General features: G+C 45.9%; 17 protein-coding genes. 8 read left to right on the top strand and 9 right to left on the bottom strand.

Features of this window, described 5'->3' with window-relative positions:
- Nucleotides 1-123: 123 nt before the first annotated feature.
- A complete protein-coding gene (locus tag ATB76_RS13220; RefSeq protein ID WP_061035427.1) occupies nucleotides 124-843 on the bottom strand; it encodes a beta-ketoacyl-ACP reductase in 720 nt (239 codons plus the stop codon).
- A 437-nt stretch (nucleotides 844-1,280) separates the two neighbouring features.
- Here ATB76_RS13220 and ATB76_RS13215 point away from each other — a divergent pair, with 437 nt between their 5' ends.
- Together ATB76_RS13215 and ATB76_RS13210 are read left to right on the top strand one after the other, a co-directional pair.
- Nucleotides 1,281-2,765 carry a DUF1800 family protein gene (locus ATB76_RS13215; RefSeq protein ID WP_061035426.1) on the top strand — a complete coding sequence of 495 codons (1,485 nt, stop codon included), beginning with the start codon at nucleotides 1,281-1,283 and terminating at the stop codon, nucleotides 2,763-2,765.
- Between the two features lie 5 nt (nucleotides 2,766-2,770).
- Complete coding sequence (locus ATB76_RS13210; RefSeq protein ID WP_061035425.1) at nucleotides 2,771-4,117, top strand: DUF1501 domain-containing protein; 1,347 nt, start codon at nucleotides 2,771-2,773, stop codon at nucleotides 4,115-4,117.
- 157 nt (nucleotides 4,118-4,274) lie between these two features.
- On the opposite strand, the gene ATB76_RS13205 is transcribed toward ATB76_RS13210, so the two are convergent.
- Genes ATB76_RS13205 through ATB76_RS13195 form a run of 3 tightly spaced genes read right to left on the bottom strand, consistent with a single transcriptional unit; the run spans nucleotide 4,275 to nucleotide 7,131 of the window.
- Entirely contained in the window at nucleotides 4,275-5,069 is a 795-nt protein-coding gene (locus ATB76_RS13205; protein WP_061035424.1) for a metal ABC transporter permease, read from the bottom strand.
- 3 nt (nucleotides 5,070-5,072) lie between these two features.
- Nucleotides 5,073-5,999: a zinc ABC transporter substrate-binding protein gene (locus tag ATB76_RS13200; RefSeq protein ID WP_061035423.1), complete on the bottom strand. Its 927-nt coding sequence runs from the start codon at nucleotides 5,997-5,999 to the stop codon at nucleotides 5,073-5,075.
- Nucleotides 5,989-7,131: a hypothetical protein gene (locus ATB76_RS13195; RefSeq protein WP_061035422.1), complete on the bottom strand. Its 1,143-nt coding sequence runs from the start codon at nucleotides 7,129-7,131 to the stop codon at nucleotides 5,989-5,991. The genes ATB76_RS13200 and ATB76_RS13195 overlap by 11 nt, the downstream gene beginning before the upstream one ends.
- A gap of 579 nt (nucleotides 7,132-7,710) precedes the next feature.
- Here ATB76_RS13195 and ATB76_RS13190 point away from each other — a divergent pair.
- A complete protein-coding gene (locus ATB76_RS13190) occupies nucleotides 7,711-8,364 on the top strand; it encodes a cupin domain-containing protein (protein ID WP_038865102.1) in 654 nt (217 codons plus the stop codon).
- 76 nt (nucleotides 8,365-8,440) lie between these two features.
- Here ATB76_RS13190 and ATB76_RS13185 read toward each other — a convergent pair whose 3' ends face one another.
- Nucleotides 8,441-8,680, bottom strand: a complete 240-nt coding sequence (locus tag ATB76_RS13185; RefSeq protein WP_038865100.1) for a YdcH family protein — start codon at nucleotides 8,678-8,680, stop codon at nucleotides 8,441-8,443.
- A gap of 231 nt (nucleotides 8,681-8,911) precedes the next feature.
- Between ATB76_RS13185 and ATB76_RS13180 the strand changes: the two genes are divergently transcribed.
- Nucleotides 8,912-9,715 (top strand): SDR family NAD(P)-dependent oxidoreductase, encoded by an 804-nt coding sequence (locus ATB76_RS13180; protein ID WP_061035421.1) that lies wholly within the window; start codon nucleotides 8,912-8,914, stop codon nucleotides 9,713-9,715.
- Between the two features lie 311 nt (nucleotides 9,716-10,026).
- Nucleotides 10,027-10,899, top strand: a complete 873-nt coding sequence (locus ATB76_RS13175) for a radical SAM protein (RefSeq protein WP_038882409.1) — start codon at nucleotides 10,027-10,029, stop codon at nucleotides 10,897-10,899.
- Nucleotides 10,900-10,962: 63 nt separating this feature from the next.
- Here ATB76_RS13175 and ATB76_RS13170 read toward each other — a convergent pair whose 3' ends face one another.
- Together ATB76_RS13170 and ATB76_RS13165 are read right to left on the bottom strand one after the other, a co-directional pair.
- Nucleotides 10,963-11,877, bottom strand: a complete 915-nt coding sequence (locus tag ATB76_RS13170) for a LysR family transcriptional regulator (protein WP_061035420.1) — start codon at nucleotides 11,875-11,877, stop codon at nucleotides 10,963-10,965.
- A gap of 105 nt (nucleotides 11,878-11,982) precedes the next feature.
- Nucleotides 11,983-12,852, bottom strand: a complete 870-nt coding sequence (locus ATB76_RS13165) for a helix-turn-helix domain-containing protein (protein WP_042602151.1) — start codon at nucleotides 12,850-12,852, stop codon at nucleotides 11,983-11,985.
- Nucleotides 12,853-12,976: 124 nt separating this feature from the next.
- Between ATB76_RS13165 and ATB76_RS13160 the strand changes: the two genes are divergently transcribed.
- The 3 genes from ATB76_RS13160 to ATB76_RS13150 all read left to right on the top strand — a co-directional run bounded on the left by ATB76_RS13160 (nucleotide 12,977) and on the right by ATB76_RS13150 (nucleotide 15,587).
- Nucleotides 12,977-14,125 (top strand): PLP-dependent aminotransferase family protein, encoded by a 1,149-nt coding sequence (locus ATB76_RS13160; RefSeq protein WP_061035419.1) that lies wholly within the window; start codon nucleotides 12,977-12,979, stop codon nucleotides 14,123-14,125.
- A gap of 181 nt (nucleotides 14,126-14,306) precedes the next feature.
- Nucleotides 14,307-14,525, top strand: coding sequence for a hypothetical protein (locus tag ATB76_RS28175; protein WP_039974807.1), 219 nt, complete (start codon nucleotides 14,307-14,309; stop codon nucleotides 14,523-14,525).
- 33 nt (nucleotides 14,526-14,558) lie between these two features.
- Nucleotides 14,559-15,587: a hypothetical protein gene (locus tag ATB76_RS13150; RefSeq protein ID WP_042602148.1), complete on the top strand. Its 1,029-nt coding sequence runs from the start codon at nucleotides 14,559-14,561 to the stop codon at nucleotides 15,585-15,587.
- Between the two features lie 111 nt (nucleotides 15,588-15,698).
- On the opposite strand, the gene ATB76_RS13145 is transcribed toward ATB76_RS13150, so the two are convergent.
- Together ATB76_RS13145 and ATB76_RS13140 are read right to left on the bottom strand one after the other, a co-directional pair.
- Nucleotides 15,699-16,025, bottom strand: a complete 327-nt coding sequence (locus ATB76_RS13145) for a DUF4156 domain-containing protein (RefSeq protein ID WP_038865090.1) — start codon at nucleotides 16,023-16,025, stop codon at nucleotides 15,699-15,701.
- A gap of 79 nt (nucleotides 16,026-16,104) precedes the next feature.
- Nucleotides 16,105-16,560 carry a hypothetical protein gene (locus tag ATB76_RS13140; protein WP_061035418.1) on the bottom strand — a complete coding sequence of 152 codons (456 nt, stop codon included), beginning with the start codon at nucleotides 16,558-16,560 and terminating at the stop codon, nucleotides 16,105-16,107.
- Between the last annotated feature and the right edge of the window lie 111 nt (nucleotides 16,561-16,671).

Raw genomic sequence — 16,671 nt, 5'->3', positions numbered from 1 at the left:
AGGTTGAACGTTACTAACAAGGAATGGGGCAACTGTTAGCCAGTAACTCAATTGACTCCCCCCAACAAAAACGCCCTTCACATAAGTAAAGGGCGTTTGTTATTTGAGACTGAGTGTTGAAGGTTAAAGCACTAACCCACCATCAATCTTGAGTACTTGGCCTGTGATGTAGGCGCTCTTGTCGGAGGTTAAGAAGGAGACGCCATTGGCGATGTCTTGCACTGAGCCCATTCGACCTAACGGGGTTTTGCTCTCCATCATTTGAATCACTTTTTCTGGCAGGTTCTTGGTCATATCGGTGGCGATAAAGCCCGGTGCAACGCAATTGACGCGGATCTGCGCGCCCTTTCTTGATAGCTCTTTCGCCCAGCCTTTGCTCATAGAAATAACGCCGCCTTTACTTGCGCCGTAATTACTCTGGCCGATGTTGCCATCCGTACCCACGATAGAAGAGATGCTGACAATGCTGCCTGTGCCCTGCTCTAGCATCACTGGCGCGACGCGTTGAGTAAGCAAGAACACCGCTTTTAGGTTTACGTCGATAACGCTGTCCCAATCTTGCTCTAGCATGTCTGGCAACAAGGCATCACGCGTGATACCGGCGTTGTTAACCAGCGCATCGATTCTTCCATGCTGTTTTATGATACTGTCTACCACTTCGCTAACAGCTGCTGCATCGCACAAGTTGACTTGATAATTGCTTAGCTGCGCCGACTGGCTCCATTCCACAGGCGATATGTCTAGCCCGACGACGTGGAATCCATCCTCCAGTAATTGCTCACAAATCGCTTGGCCAATACCACGAGCCGCACCAGTAACAACTGCTACTTTTTCCGCTTTCATCTTGGTCTTCCTTAAATGTTGAGATTACAAATTCGCTTTTTCCCTAGCGTTTTTTATTTTTATGCCTAGCCGTGTTACAGCTGCGCTTCTCATACGCAGGGTCTTTCATATTTACTTCAAACTATAGGAACAGTCTGGGAGCCGGATGTGAAGTAATCAAGACAACTTGATGATGGTTTGCAAAATAACGGGCTTCCGTCACCGTCTGTCGATATTGAGGTGTAACAAGTGCGCTGCTTGTTGAATAACTCACCTTTCATTTAGAGCTCATGAAACTAATTCTTAGATTATGCAGCAAAGTCACAATAAACCTGTGGGTATTACATTCTTGTTATCAAAATTCTCGATTACGATTTAAAGATACGGCGTGCTTTTAAATATGGACGTAGCAAAGGACGCCTTACCTGAGAAAGATAATAAAACCTACAGGAGATAAAATGAATCAGGCTTACATAGATGCAGCAAGAACGCTGCAACAGTGCACGTTCGGGCCATCCCAACGTGACATTAATGACCTTGTTCAATCAGGAAGCATTGAAAACTGGGTCGCTCAACAAACACTTATTACACCGTCTTCTTGGCTGAAGCATTTTGAGCAAGATGAGCTCAACGTACCAGACTTAGGGCAAGGCTTGTATTACGCCAGCAGCTGGACACGCATGACCGTCGAAGGCGATGATATCTTGCGTCAGCGTATTGCTTATACCCTGTCTCAACTCTTTGTAGTCAGCGTGAAAGATCCGGCGTTTAAAGCAGCTTCTAAGCGTCGCTACATGTGTAGTTACTTCGACGGGTTGCTCGACAATGCCTTCGGAAACTTCCGCGATGTGATTCGCTTCGTGTCGAAATCGCCAATCATGGGTGAGTACCTGACTTTTGTGAATAACGTTTCTAACGAGCTCACTGCCCCAGATGAAAACTACGCACGTGAACTGTTGCAACTGTTCACGCTTGGCCCAGTTAAACTGCGTAACAACGGTGAAGTGCGTTTGGATGCCGAAGGTAACGAAGTGCCATCTTATACGCAAGAGGATATCGAAGAACTGGCGCGTGTCTTTACCGGTTGGAAGTTCATCGATATTCGCGGTGACGATAAGTACAGCCAGCCAATGTTGCCGCGCGGCGAGCATGATATGGGTGAAAAGCGCATATTAGGTAAGAAGTTTGCCGCAGGCCTGTCCGCAGAAGAAGAACTAGAAGCGGTGATTGAGCTCTTGATGAGCCAAAACACGCTCTATACATTTGTGACTAAGTTCTTCATCAACAAACTTGTGACCAGCAACCCAAGAGCGGGTTATATTCGCCGTGTGCGCCGTGCTTTCAAACGTTCTGATGGCGACATGCAAACCTTAATAATCGCGATTCTGACGGATAAAGACGCGCTTCGCTCTGGCAGCACGGTGGGTAAATTGCGTGACCCGCTTTCTGTGTTTACCCATGCGATGCGCGCGCTACAAGTGAAGCGACGCGACGGCGTATTGATGTGGCCAAAACAGTTCAATTGGTATAACCGAACGTTGCCACTGTCGGCACCTTCTGTGTTTTATTATTACCAACCTGATGATGCGCCAAACCACCCTGATTTTAATGGTCTGGTGGCACCAGAATTCAATGTGTACCAATGGCATGACATCTACAAATATGGGATTCAGTTCCGTGAGCTTGTCGCTCGTTTCGAGGAAGAGGTCAAAGATTGGTACATGGATGAAGTGCTGTTCACCCGATACCTTGCTTTTGATGACGAAGGCGTAGTGGATTACCTAAACGAGCATTTGTTTGCTTATCAAATGAGTGAGCAAGCTCGTCAATGCTATCTCGATTACCTCGCCCAGTGCCCAAGTCGCCAATCTAAATGGCGCAAAGAGATTAAGAATCTCGTTATGAACGCACTGCTTTCACCAGAATTCATCACACAGGGGTAATCATCATGAACTTAACACGACGTCGTTTTTTACAAGCAGGTTCCGCTGGTGTTGGGGTTTCTGCACTTAACCTTGCTGCTTTTCCTGCCTTTGCAGACTCTTTCAATCAGTGCAAAAACGGTTATCGCGCCGTAGTGGGTATCGACCTTGCGGGCGGTAACGATGGCTACAATATGCTGATCCCAACTGCCGCACCGGCGAACAGCCAATATCGAGCACTGCGTGGCAACTTGGCTTTGGATGAGACGAGCTGTATTCGTTTAGACGCGGTCAATGATGACGCCAAGCTAGCATTAAACCCTGCCATGGCTGCGCTCAAGACTTATTGGGATAATGCTAGCCTTGTACCTGTTGTGAACCTAGGCCCACTGACACAACGCATAAACAATGTGATTTATGGAGAGAGTACTCGCCCTGCTCATTTGTTCAGCCACTCTCATCAATCCACTATGGTTCAGTCTCATGCGACCAAGTCTCTGTCGAAAGAGGGCTTTGGTGCTAAGACTTCCACCGAGCTCGGCACTATGCTGCGCAGTCTAAATGAGCTGTCACCAATGTTTGATATTGGCGGCACGCAAGTGTGGACCAACTGTATCGAGACGCAATCTAACTCGGTCGGCTCTCAACCGCCGAGCGATATTTTTAATGACCAACGTTCGCGAGATCTGTTTGATCAACTGCAAAATACGGGCAGTTACGGCAACGTTTTTCAGTCTCACTATGCTGGTGTTGCAGTGGACTCGACCAGAATGTATCAGGAGTTCAGCGCCATTTTGAATGCCGAGATTACTGAGGTCTTCCCAGAAACACGCATCGGTAATCAACTAAAAGCGGTATTTAAACTGCTGCTGCATAAAGATCAGTTTCAGCATCCTGCACAGTACTTTAGTTGTAAGTTAGGCGGGTTCGATACTCACTCAGCTCAAATTAGCCGCCAAACGGGTTTGCTGCAAGAGTTGGCAGAAGCGATGGCCGCGTTCCAATTAGCTTTGGAAAACAATGGCTTGTTTGATCAGGTAACGACGTTCACTCATTCAGAATTTGGCCGTACTTTGATTCCAAACGGTACGGATGGTACGGACCACGGCTGGGCAAGCCACGCATTGGTGATGGGCGGCGGTGTAGCAGGAAAAGCGATCGTGGGTGAATATCCAGACTTATCTGAGACAAGCCCTTACTTGCTCTCGCGTGGGCGTGTGATTCCAACCATCTCTTCCGATCAGCTTCATGCAAGCTTAATGGCGTGGTTAGGACTGTCTGAAACGGGAATCAATCAATTATTCCCTGCGCTGGATAACACTTTGACAGATTCAATCCAACCTCAGACTCTCCCTCTGTTCAAATCTTGCTAATATAGTAGGAGATAAGTAACTAAGTAATCAGTTAATAACTAGCAAGGTTACTAATAAGAAAAAGCAGTGCTAAACAAAAGGCTCCGTTCACGCGGAGCCTTTTTATCATTAAGCCAAAGTACTAGGTCAACGTTCGAGCAGGTTCCTCAGCCTGTTTTCATGCTGTTTCTTCATGAACGGTTTGCGCTTTTTGCAGCCAAGGCTGAAGCAAAAGATTGAACAACATACCTGCAATGAACAAGGTGATCACGATACTCGCCCCACTTGGTAAGTCATAATACGCTGACGCCGCGATGCCCGACAATATCCCCACGATGCCAATGCTGATGCTCGCAAGGAAGAATCTTGTACCTTTCAGTGCTGCGGCACACAAGGCCGGAATCACCAGCAAGGCAAATTCTAAATAGATGCCCGTTAACTTGACCGTAATCGGCATTAATATCGCGAAGATGAGATAGAAGCCACTGCCCTGCATGAATTCTGGCTTGAGCCACACCAATAACAACATCGCTGCGGTGATTAATGCCAAAGGCCAAACATCATCCCATGTCGACCACAACAACTGCCCGTTGAGAATCCCTTGGATAAAATCGGCACCGTGCGGGTCTTTGCTCACCAGTAATATCGCCAGTGACGCCGACACCACAAACAAGCTGCCAATCATGGGCTCTAAATGCTGTTGGTAGCGCTTTTCCATTAAGGCGATCAGACCGCAAAGCAATAACGACATCACCCAAGGGCCAACCATCTCACCAAAGAAAGAACCAGAGAAGAGATCGTATTGGTTCAACCAATAGTGACTCAGTGCAGCCCCCAAGGCAGCAACTTGTGCCACCGCCAAATCAATGAAGATAATCTGACGCTTTAGCACTTGCTGTCCAAGTACCACGTTACCAACCAGAGCGATCAAGCCACACAGCACCGCGGGTAATAGCCATGCATAATCTGCCATGATTTAGATCTTCACCGGAACAGGTTGCACGAGCACATCCAACAAATCATCGATAACTTGGTCGTACATTTCATCCAATCTTTCGCCATCAGAAACCGTCAGCGGCAGTTGAATCAGAGGCTTGTTGGTATGTTGTTGTAACCAATTCGCAGGGCGTTTGTCTTGATGCGATGAGTAAACGATCGCCTCAAAAGAGTTCGTGTTCAGTTTAGTCAAAGATTGCAGATGTGATGTGGTTGGTGAGATGCCCGGTTTAGGCTCTAAGTCAGCAATTTGCTCCATGCCTAACCAGTCGTACAAGTAGCGATAGGTTGCGTGATACCCCACAACTTGCTTGCCTTTCAATGGTGCAGCTTTCTCATTCCACTCATTGAGCTTTTTACGCCAATGGGCACGGAACTTCATGCCGTTAAATTGATAGGTTTGCGCGTTGTCTGGGTCAAGCATTTGTAACCGTTTCGTCACCACATGCGACAAGGGAATAATGTCATTAGCCGCAAACTGCACATGTGGGTTTCCGTGCGCATGAATGTCCCCCATGCTGCGGTCGACATGATCATGAGTGTCTAACATACGTACGAAATCGGTCGCGTAGATCATGCTTTGTGAACCGTTTTGTACCGCACCATTGCTACTGCGAACTTGCAGCATAGGTAACCACCCTACTTCTAACTCCGCGCCAGAACACATGGCCATGTCGGCTTGGCGCATCTTTGCAATCAAAGAAGGGCGAGCTTGTACGTAATGAGGATCTTGCTTGGCGGTGGTCGCAGAATAGATGGTCGCGTCTGGGGCGTGACTTTCGAGAAGAGCTTTCCATTCTGGCTCACAAACAAAGATGTTAAGAGCCAAAGCAGGTGAAGAGATGATGGCAGCCCCCGCCGCCATCATCGCTAAACTGCATTTATTTAATGTCAGCTTAGAACGCATGTGCACCGTGCGCTCCAAATGTCATCACGTATTGCAGAGTGAATACGTTGTCTGTCTCGCTGTCTTGGTTATCAATGCGAGTGTATTGCGCACGGATAGTTCCGAAGTGAGAAGAATCCCATGCGATCATCGCATCCATTTCTTTATCATTCAGTGCTGTGAAGTGCATGTGGTCGCCGTGCGCATGGCCATCGTAGCTTTCAGCTTCACCGTAACGAAGTCCCGCTGACCAGCTTGGGTTAAAGCGGTAAACACCCGATACGTAGTATGCGCTTAGATTGTCTGGCGATTCAGCATCGTTCTTGTATTTGCTGTCTGCCACACCGTCTAGCAACATGTATTCCGCAGATAGCGTGAAGTTGCTGTACTTGTAGTTACCATCTGGCGCCCACTTCCATACAAAGTCTGCACCGTATAAGTTTTCACCCGTTACCGCAGCTGCGTGGCTGTGGTCATGATCGTGCTCGCCTGCATGGCCGTGATCATGATCTTCGAACTCTGTTACCTTACCGTTTTCGTTACGTAGGTAGCTCAGGCCAAACTGCCAGCTTGAAGACTCTGAGAAATCGCTGCCAAGCTTAAGTGTTGTGGTGTAAACGCCAACTTCAGAACCATCTTCAACAGAAGACATCTTGCTGCCGCTTAATGCTTCTACACCTAACTTCACATATAGGTCAGTTGGAAGAACAATGTTTGCACGCACACCGTCATCGTAGTAATGCGAGCCAAGGAAAGTACGGTAAGCAATTGGACGCTCAACAAAGCTGTCTGTATGCATGTGTTGGTTGTTCAGGTAACCAAAGTCAGATAGGAAGCGACCTGCACGTACATTTAAGCCGTATGGTAGTGCTAGTGTCTCGATAAACGCCTCTTCAAGCATCAGCTCGGTTTCATCACCGTGGCTTTCTAGAACCGCCGTTAGTGCACCGTGGAATTTATCATCAATGTTTGCAGACATGTTCAGCTCAGTATGACCCAGGCCAAAACCTTCTTCACGCTCTGAGTTATGACGCTGGCCATCTTGATAGTAACCGTCTAGTACCACGCCAATCTGAGGGTTCGAAAGCGTATCGGCGAAAACTGGGGAAACAAACAAACTACCAACCGCTAAAGAGACCAATTTTTTATTCACAACGTTTTTCCTTATTTTGTTATGTTATAACACCATCAAATATTTCGCGGATGTTATAACATAACAAGAATTAAAAAAAGCGAAGCATGTAACAATTTGTAAAATCATTTTGTGTGAATATTATCAATAATAATCATAAGGTTAATGATCATTAACCATCACACATCCAGTTTGCTCATCACATCTCTCCGCCTTACCTCATGTTTGTTCAGCGAGCTAAAACGATAAAAATCAGAGCCGCCAAACAGACAAGACACGTGTAGTTTGAAACTGTGTATACCCAAGTAACCTCAAAGTGCTAGGTTCAGCGAGAATGACTTGGTTTGAAGGCGAGGCAACAATTTGAAGATCTAGTGGCTCTAAATAAAAAATTGTTAACGAAGCATACAAGCCAAGGCAACTCGCCCTTTGGGAGCGTGTCACTGACGCAATTTCATCGTCAAACAACTTGGAAAGAGCTTGCTATTACGCTGCGTTGTTTTCCTTGAACTTGAATCAGTGACAACGCTCTGAATCCTGCATCTTGAAGTTACTTGGGTATATATTTATTCCAAACATGACTGACACCGGTAACAAGCAATGTTAAACATGGATTTTTCACAACGGTTGGTGATTAACACCGCACAACAAGATTGGATTGCCAGCCCAGCATTAGGCGTTTGGCGAAAGCCACTAGAACGAGAAGCCAAAGAATCTGGGCACACCACCAGCGTGGTGCGTTATGAGCCAAATTCACAGTTTTCGCCCCACCCTCACCCATATGGAGAAGAGATACTGGTGCTCGAAGGGGTGTTTTCTGACGAACATGGCGATTACCCAGCGGGGACTTACCTACGAAACCCTCCGGGAAGCCAACATGCCCCATTCAGCAAAGATGGTTGCGTGATCTTAGTGAAACTTAATCAATTTGATCCTAACGATCTGGAAACGGTACGCATCAATACCAACCAAACCGAGTGGTTACCGGGTATTGGTGGATTAGAGGTAATGCCATTGCACAACTTTGAACACGAGCATGTGGCATTGGTCAAATGGCCTAAAGGTGAAAAGTTTCAACCTCATCGCCATTTTGGAGGGGAAGAGATCTTTGTTCTGTCTGGTGAGTTTAATGATGAATTAGGTCACTACCCCCAGCATACGTGGTTACGCAACCCACACATGAGCGAGCATTTTCCTTTTGTTGATCAAGAGACGATCATCTGGGTAAAGACAGGGCACTTACCTGTCGAGTAGCGTTTAGAACCAGTATAAAAACGGCATAAAAAACGGCTCGAAATTCGAGCCGCCATCCATGGAGTCACAGTCTTAATTATGCGCTCATAATTTTTGTGTAAAGCCAGTCTTTTAGCTCCGCACGATTATGTTTAAGTGTGTTCATTTCATGGTCGTCGAGTGGGTTTCCTCGCAATTCTAGTTCGCGGATTTCTTTATCGAGAGAGTTGTAGCTTTTAGCGTTTTCAGCAAACGAGGCGTCACTTGCTGTCAGCTGATTGATGGTATCCAAATGTTCTGGGAATTCATGAGTTAATGAGTGATTTTCGCCTAACATAAAGACCTCTTGGGCTGAGTGTATTTTAGTTAATCAAGCTGCTCAAATCTTAAGCAACGCTTAAAATAACCATAGCATTTCGTGGGCGGTTAATTCGTCGTATCGCCCACAAAAAGATAACAAATTGATTTTCAATTTTGCGTATAAAGTGTTTCCCTCTTTACCTCGATAGTTTAATCACTCTGTTCACTTTATGATTGTTGCATAACGACTTCATGAGGAATCTCAATTATGCAAAAAATCATCCTGATTACTGGAGCTACAGACGGCATTGGTTTAGAAACAGCAAAGATGCTAGTGGCAGATGGTCACCACGTGATTGTTCATGGCCGCAACGAGGCTAAGCTACAAAACGTAGAGCAAAGCTTGAGTGAGATGAACGCTGGCAAAGTGGAAAGCATCGTTACTGATCTGTCTTCAGTCAAAGCCGTTAAACAGATGGTTGCAGAAGTGGCAGAGCGCTTTGGCAAACTGGATGTGCTCATCAATAACGCAGGCGTATTCGCGACACCTAACTCAAGAACTCAAGAAGGCCTTGATGTGCGCTTTGCCGTTAACACCATTGCACCATACATGCTGACAAAAGAGTTGCTCCCACTACTTGGCAACACAGGTCGTGTCGTAAACCTATCTTCTGCGGCACAAGCACCAGTGAGCATCGAAGCCTTGATGGGCGAAAAACCACTGTCAGACGGGGAAGCTTACGCTCAAAGCAAACTGGCACTAACCATGTGGTCACGCGTTATGGGATTGCAGTTGAAAAATGTCGGTCCGATGGTGGTTTCCGTCAATCCAAAATCATTCCTTGGCAGCAAAATGGTGAAAGACGCTTACGGTATCGCGGGTAATGACATCAGTTTGGGCGCAGACATTCTAATTCGTGCCGCACTATCGGATGAATTTGCTCAAGCGCACGGTTCGTACTTCGACAACGACATTGAAGCTTTTGCCGCTCCTCATCGTGATGCGTTGAATGACACCAAATCACAACAAGTGGTAGACGCGATTGAAGCAGTGATTGCTAAACTCGCTTAATTCACACAGTTGATTCCTGTTAAACACCTAGCTTCAGCTGGGTGTTGTTGTTTTTACGTACTGGTTTCTGTTTACTGATTTCTGGCGTTTCTGTTTCTCACGCTTCCGTCTCTGTGCTTCTAAAACTGCCATCATTGTTCATTTTCAACAAAATCTAAAAACTCATTTGATATAAAGGCCAATTATCAACAAAGCCTTCTCTTGTTAATCTTCAGCCATCGGGAAAAACGCCAGACTCAAACGCGTTCGTTCCCATTATCTTTCGCGAGTGATGACATCGAATCATCCCGCTTTTAACTGGAGATCCAACTATGAACTATGAGGGCAAAGTTTACCGACCATGGCCGGAATACCGCAGCATCTTAATCCAAACCACATTGGGTTGTAGCATCAACACCTGCACGTTTTGCAGCATGTTTGATGACAAACGCTTTAAGGTACGCCCTATTGAAGACGTGTTTAAAGACATTGAAGAAGCGCGTCTGATCTACCCACATGTAGAATCGATCTTCTTGATTGATGGTAACGTTATGGCGGCACGTACGGATTACTTGCTTAAGATCTTCGACAAACTGCGTTCAACGTTTCCTGAATGCAAAAAGATATCTCTTTACAGTGGATTGAACGATTTCCGCCGTAAAACCATTGCTGAATTGAAAGAGCTGAAAGATGCAGGTTTAGATATGGCCTATTCTGGCCTTGAATCTGGCGATCGCGTTGTTCTTGAGCGCATTAAAAAACGCATGTCACCAGAGCAAGCGATCGAAGGCATGGCAATGGCAAAAGAAGCTGGCATTGAAGTGTTGCTGTCTTTCATCTTTGGCCTAGGTGGACGCGAACGTTCAAAAGAACACATTATTGCGACAACAGACATCTTGAACCAAATCAATCCTGAGCAAATTGCGCCTATGGCACTTGCGATTCAACCAGGAACGGTGATGGAACAAGAAGTGAAGAATGGTGAGTTCATTATGCCAACTCAACTTCAAGTGCTTGAGGAAGAGAAATACCTACTCGAAAACTTGAACATTGATACCTTCTACTGGGGCGACCATGGTAACAACATCGTTCCACAGAAAGGTTGGTTGTTGGATTCACGCGAGGATTTTCTGAGAAACATCAATCACGCGATTGCATCTAACCCAATGGCAAAAGACAACGTCATCCAGACTTTTTCTTGGTAGTCGTTCTCTTTCCCGCTAGATAAACACAATAAAAAACGCTTTCCGATTGGAAAGCGTTTTTGTTTATTTCTGATGGGTAGCCAGTTCGGTTTCCCAGTAAGGTGGCTGCCCGTAATGCTCGGCAAAGTAATCAATAAAGGCACGAACCTTAGGTGCGATCAAACGTGAGCTAGGGTAAACCGCCCAAATGCTGGCGTTCATCACCAATGGGTAGTCTTCCAAGATTTCAAGCAACTCACCGGCTTGAAGCTGTTTGTAGACACTCCAAATCGAGTTGATCGACACACCAAGTCCATCGATACAAGCATCACGCATCGCATCGCCGTTATCGGTTCTAAAGCTGCCCGAAGCGCGCATCGCATAATGACCATCTGGGGTTTCAAACACCCAATTGTCTAGCCCCATTAGCGTCACGCATTCGTGCTCAGCAAGTTCTTGCGGTGTTTTCGGCGTACCGTGCTTTTCTAAATACTCTGGTGAAGCAACAATGATACGGCGATCCGGAGCTAATTTGCGTGCCACCAGCGTTGAGTCTTTCAACTCTGCAAGACGAATCGCGACATCGAACCCACCTTCAACCATATCAATGATGGAATCAGAAAAACGAAAATCCACCGTTAGCTCGGGGTAAGCCGCCATAAAGCCTTTGAGTGCAGGCACAAGATGCAAACGCCCAAACGACGCTGGCGCTGTAACTCTAAGCGTGCCGGTTGGTGCGCTATGACCTACTCCGACCGCACCTCGTGCCGCTTCTACCGTTGCAAGCACTTCTTCTGCGTGTGGCAAAAATGCCTGACCTTCTTCCGTTAATGAGACCTTACGTGTGGTTCGGTGCACAAGGCGAACGCCTAGCCCTTCTTCCAACTTATTGATGTGGGCGCTGGCAACGGCTGGCGATAATCCAAGCTCTTGTCCTGCCATGCTGATGTTGTGCGTTGATGCCAAACGAACGAAAAGCTTGAGATGTTCTATATTCATTTCATTTTCAACTCATTCTATAAAGTCCGACGTCAATGCCGAGCATTTTCATCTGACACAATAGTAAAGCATTGAACGTGAAGCAAAGCTTTTTAAAAGAAATTGTTAGAAGAAACTGATAGGCAAGTAGAAATCTAATTCAAACGCTTCTTCATGATTTAAAAAGTGGTTTTGATGATAATGCACATACGCAGGAGTCGAGCGTTGCTTAAAGCCCGAGTTTGGCAACCATTTCTCTAGCACCATACTGATTTGCGGTAATAACTCACCGTACACGCCTGTTAAGCGAAATACCGCATGTAAGCCACCCGGAATGGTCATCTGGTTCACCACTCCGCGATACTTAAGCGGTTTATCAATGGCCATGCACGCCACGTAACGACATTTGTCCAACTCAACCCAAGCCGGGTTGGAATGATGCAAACCATATTGCGTAGAGAAGTCTCGGTTCTCAGAGTTGGCCCACGCTTTTAACACCAGCCAAGCATTGCGAATCGAACGGTTATAACCCTCGTGACGAACATAAGCCGCAAAGCGTTGGGGCACTTCGACAACTTTAGGATCTGGTAAAGCACGCTTGGCGACGCGATGATAACCCGCAGCGACTTCGGGATCTTTTAAATAAGGCTTCTCTGCGATCTGTAAATCGTGTTTTCGCCATACTCCTGGCGACAAGGCAAACGTAGCTTTAAAGGCCCGACTAAACGAAGACACGGAACTGAAACCGCACTTATTGGCAATCTCTAACACGGAGGATTTGGTATCAAACATCAGTTGATTGGCTGCGTATTCCATTCGCGTACGACGAATGTATTGATGAATCGACTCCCCTACAACCTCTTTAAAAATACGGTGGAAATGCTGCTCAGAATACGCTGCTACATCAGCCAACTCTTTAGCGGATAATTCTCTGCTAATGTCTTGGTGAATGTAGAACAGTACGTCATTGATTCTGGAAACTTGTTGTTGGCTCATATTCTGTCTTTTGGCTTAAATAGCATAAATGGACATGTTTAACAGCATAAATGGACACACTAAAGTAAGCAATTCCCATGTACTATTTCTCGCATAACAATGAGAAATACGAGAAACACAACACATGGAAATCGCACAGTCACTACAACAAGTAAAGTCATCGTACATTCGAGAGATCCTCGCTGCCGCTAGCGATAAAAACGTCATCTCGCTTGCTGGCGGTTTGCCAGATGAGAAGACCTTCCCAATCGACTTAATGAAGCCGACGCTTGAAAACTTGGCCAACATGCCAGAGGTGTTCCAATACGGCTCAACCGCAGGTTATGGACCTCTACTTAGCTTCCTAAACGGTTACTTCAAGCTTCCTGAAACACACACAGCGATGATCACCACTGGCTCTCAGCAAGGTTTGGATTTGATTGCACGCGCTTATGTGAACCCGGGTGACAAAGTCGTAATGGAAGCCCCAAGCTACCTTGGTGCGATGCAGGTGTTTGGCTTGGTTCAAGCAAACATCGTGACTGTTTCTCAAACAGAGTTCGGTCCAAACCTTGAAGAGCTAGAACAGTGCTTCGCTGAGCAAAAGCCGAAGATGTTCTATGCGGTGCCAGATTTCCATAACCCAACGGGCGTATGCTGGGCACTAGAAACGCGTCAAAAGGTTGCAGAGCTTTGTATTCAATACAACGTGGCTTTCATCGAAGATGCACCGTACCGCGAGCTGCGTTTCTCTGGTGAAGCTTTGCCTTTGGTGTCTGATTTCTGTCCACAGAACTCTATCGTACTGCGTTCATTCTCTAAGATTGCATCGCCAGGTCTTCGTATCGGCGTGGTTACGGGTAAAACTAGCTACCTAGAACCGCTGATTAAAATCAAACAAGGTGCCGATTTGCACTCAAGCGTACCGATGCAAGCCCTACTGCACGGCTTGCTTCAACATGACAACTTTGCCACCCACATCACCACCATCTGTGAATTGTACAAGTCTCGCTACGATGTGATGTATGCAGAGCTAGAAAAACAGCTTCCATCAAGCTGCGTCCTTAAGCCTGTTGATGGTGGTATGTTCGTATGGGTAGAGATCCCAGAATGCGATACGTTTGAACTGGCCAAATCATTGTTGGCTAACGGCATTGCCGTTGTACCAAGTCCTGTATTCTACCCAGAGGGCTCAGCAGTAAAAGCAGCGCTGCGCTTAAACTTTACAAACGCTACACCAGAAGAATTGACAGTTGCCGTGACCCGTTTGGCGGGCGTATTAAACGCACTGTAGTCAAAATTACGCCTTGATTTCCAAACACCTGCCTTTGAGATGCGAATTAAGTCTCAAAGGTAGCGTTTCAAAAAGTTCCCCAAAAAATTTATTTTTTTCTCTCAAAATCAACTCTCTACGTTAAGTGTCTGTTTTCTCTTGATCCTCGCACCATCGCAAAAAATAGATCTCGATCACGGATTTGAAGCTTGGAAAAGTTACGTCTATCTTTCAGAAAAAAGACATCGACCTTGTAGCATCATCGACGAATTCAAACACTTTTGATCGTGACGGCTTATCGCGATTTAGAGTTGGGCAGAAAAAGCCAACTAAACAGTCTTGTGAAGATGAACGTGGCGAGGACGCGACTACAACCATTCTGAATGTCGCTATCCCAACTAAGTTGGGCAACAAACGTTAGCTGAGCGCATCATATTCCAGAGGGGTTATCAGGATGAACAATCGACCATCGAAAGGACTCGTCATCACTGGCTTGTCCGCCATGCTATCACTCGTTGCTGCAACATCTGCAAATGCAAGCAACTCACCGAACTGTAGCGACGTTCTCGCCGGTAATAAGACCGCTGCATCGCAAAAAATGACGGTGTTACTTGGGGAAGATATTACTCAAGCTAACCTTGTAACTACCGTCGTTCCAGAGAAAAACAATCCATTCGTGACCGAAGCATTAGTCTCTGTGGCTAACGACGTATCACCAAACGGCCCATTACCTAAGCAGTCGCTGGCAGAAATCAAACAAGTGCGTGCCAACATAGAGAAGGCCGGCGTTGAAGTAAGCAAGTTACAAGGTACATATGAAGTCGCATTCGTGAGCTTAATTGATGGTCACTGTCAGTTCTCGACCAATAACATGACCACTCATGCGAAGATCGACTTCGATCACTTAGAGGGCTTGTCTGCTTACTCTATCCCTGCCCTACTGGCGATGGTAGATAAGTCTTACGCGATGGCAGAAACACGTATTGCAGAGGAAGAAGCGCGTATCGCTGAAGTTGAACGAGAGAAACAAAGACAGAAAGAGCTGGCAACCGCTGCGGCAGCCGCTCGTTACCAAGACGCGAATGTCTTAGTCAAAGTCGAAAAATTTGACGGCTCGAATGTCACTTTCTCTGTGACTAACTTAGCAACAGAAGGCGATTTACAGCCAAGCTTTAACACCTTCAGAGCGTACCAAACCGATAAAGGCGAGTTGATTTACAAATCCGAATCACTGTTGAGTTTGGTAGATGGTGAAGGTAACGGCCTAGCAACCATTGGTATTGCTGAACTTGGTCCAGAGGGAAACAGCGACCTGACGATTTCTCCTGGAGAAACTCGGAAGTTCATTACCAGTGTGGAATCTGAAGTGGCGCCTCAAACTCAGCTAAGCTTGGAATTTCCTGCCAAAGTGCTCAATACCGATGACGCATTCAGTGTATCGTTTACCGATTCCGTTGCTATGGCGACCGCAAGCTTGAACTAAAATTCAAGAACGGCCTGTCCTGTCGTTCCTTGCAGCCCCCTTTAAAATTGGGGGGCATAAAGCAAAAAAGCAGACTGTCGACAGTCTGCTTTTTATTCGTTTGTTCCAAGCTTAGTTTTGGCATTGATACGCGTTAGCGAACATAGTGACCGAGCTTGAGAAACCCAGAGGTTGATACAAGTAAAGCGTGTCTGCACCCAATTCCACTGCTTTTATGCGCATTTGGTTTAATGTGCCCCAAACCATGTCTTTGTCTGCATGGAGCCAGTAATCGTAGAAGTGACCTTCTGAGCCCATTACTGTACCAAGGTGTTGGCAGTTTTCGATTGCATTTACATCATCCCAAATCACTTTTACTTGCTCTGATTCTTGTGTTGGGAACGTCACACAACCAGTTAATAACGTTGCTAATGCTGCACCAGTCATTAACTTTTTCATAATTTCATCGCCTTAGAATTAAATAGACTGCGGATTCTATTTATCGTTTAAGCAATGAACAACAAAAATTTTTTATGCTCTACACAAGCATTGATTTTCTTGATGCCTTTAATGCGCGAGCATCACGAATATTCAGCATCATCAAGGTAAGATTGATGAAGCCAGCAAGCAACTCAATCCCCTGAATAATGTAGAACATGGTATCAAACTGACCCATTCCCACTAAGTACTTTAAGTAAATTGCAGCAGGAACCAAAATCAGCAGACCATTCAAGGCAACAAAAGGCATGCGTTTTTTCTTCGCAGCTAAAGGCCCTTTTTTCACATTCGATGCCATCTTAGCACCAGTAATTCCAGTGATTACCATTAATGGTACGACTGCCCAAATCGCAAAAGAAATATAGGTTTTGACGAACAAGATAGCTTGGTGATCACCAAATAATTCAACCAACACGGTGCTAATAAAAAAGCTCAAGATGAGCAGATAGGCACTGATAGAGCTGAGTCGATGAGCTAGGCTGAGTGACTTTTTCATAGCAATATTCTCTTTTTTGATTTGATGTGAGTAGCGGTACAAAACAAAGATTACATAACAATCATTGCATACGCAACATTTGCATTAAAAACAAATTATAAACCTGACTCG

It is taken from the genome of Vibrio sp. MOR3 (assembly GCF_001557775.1).
Classification (GTDB): domain Bacteria; phylum Pseudomonadota; class Gammaproteobacteria; order Enterobacterales; family Vibrionaceae; genus Vibrio; species Vibrio jasicida.
This window is presented reverse-complemented; position numbering and strand designations above follow the sequence as displayed.

What these genes read in the sequence shown, in the direction of transcription:
- ATB76_RS13220 (WP_061035427.1), bottom strand. Translation starts at nt 843, where the DNA reads ATGAAAGCGGAAAAAGTAGCAGTTGTTACTGGTGCGGCTCGTGGTATT.
- ATB76_RS13215 (WP_061035426.1), top strand. Translation starts at nt 1,281, where the DNA reads ATGAATCAGGCTTACATAGATGCAGCAAGAACGCTGCAACAGTGCACG.
- ATB76_RS13210 (WP_061035425.1), top strand. Translation starts at nt 2,771, where the DNA reads ATGAACTTAACACGACGTCGTTTTTTACAAGCAGGTTCCGCTGGTGTT.
- ATB76_RS13205 (WP_061035424.1), bottom strand. Translation starts at nt 5,069, where the DNA reads ATGGCAGATTATGCATGGCTATTACCCGCGGTGCTGTGTGGCTTGATC.
- ATB76_RS13200 (WP_061035423.1), bottom strand. Translation starts at nt 5,999, where the DNA reads ATGCGTTCTAAGCTGACATTAAATAAATGCAGTTTAGCGATGATGGCG.
- ATB76_RS13190 (WP_038865102.1), top strand. Translation starts at nt 7,711, where the DNA reads ATGTTAAACATGGATTTTTCACAACGGTTGGTGATTAACACCGCACAA.
- ATB76_RS13185 (WP_038865100.1), bottom strand. Translation starts at nt 8,680, where the DNA reads ATGTTAGGCGAAAATCACTCATTAACTCATGAATTCCCAGAACATTTG.
- ATB76_RS13180 (WP_061035421.1), top strand. Translation starts at nt 8,912, where the DNA reads ATGCAAAAAATCATCCTGATTACTGGAGCTACAGACGGCATTGGTTTA.
- ATB76_RS13175 (WP_038882409.1), top strand. Translation starts at nt 10,027, where the DNA reads ATGAACTATGAGGGCAAAGTTTACCGACCATGGCCGGAATACCGCAGC.
- ATB76_RS13170 (WP_061035420.1), bottom strand. Translation starts at nt 11,877, where the DNA reads ATGAATATAGAACATCTCAAGCTTTTCGTTCGTTTGGCATCAACGCAC.
- ATB76_RS13165 (WP_042602151.1), bottom strand. Translation starts at nt 12,852, where the DNA reads ATGAGCCAACAACAAGTTTCCAGAATCAATGACGTACTGTTCTACATT.
- ATB76_RS13160 (WP_061035419.1), top strand. Translation starts at nt 12,977, where the DNA reads ATGGAAATCGCACAGTCACTACAACAAGTAAAGTCATCGTACATTCGA.
- ATB76_RS13150 (WP_042602148.1), top strand. Translation starts at nt 14,559, where the DNA reads ATGAACAATCGACCATCGAAAGGACTCGTCATCACTGGCTTGTCCGCC.
- ATB76_RS13145 (WP_038865090.1), bottom strand. Translation starts at nt 16,025, where the DNA reads ATGAAAAAGTTAATGACTGGTGCAGCATTAGCAACGTTATTAACTGGT.
- ATB76_RS13140 (WP_061035418.1), bottom strand. Translation starts at nt 16,560, where the DNA reads ATGAAAAAGTCACTCAGCCTAGCTCATCGACTCAGCTCTATCAGTGCC.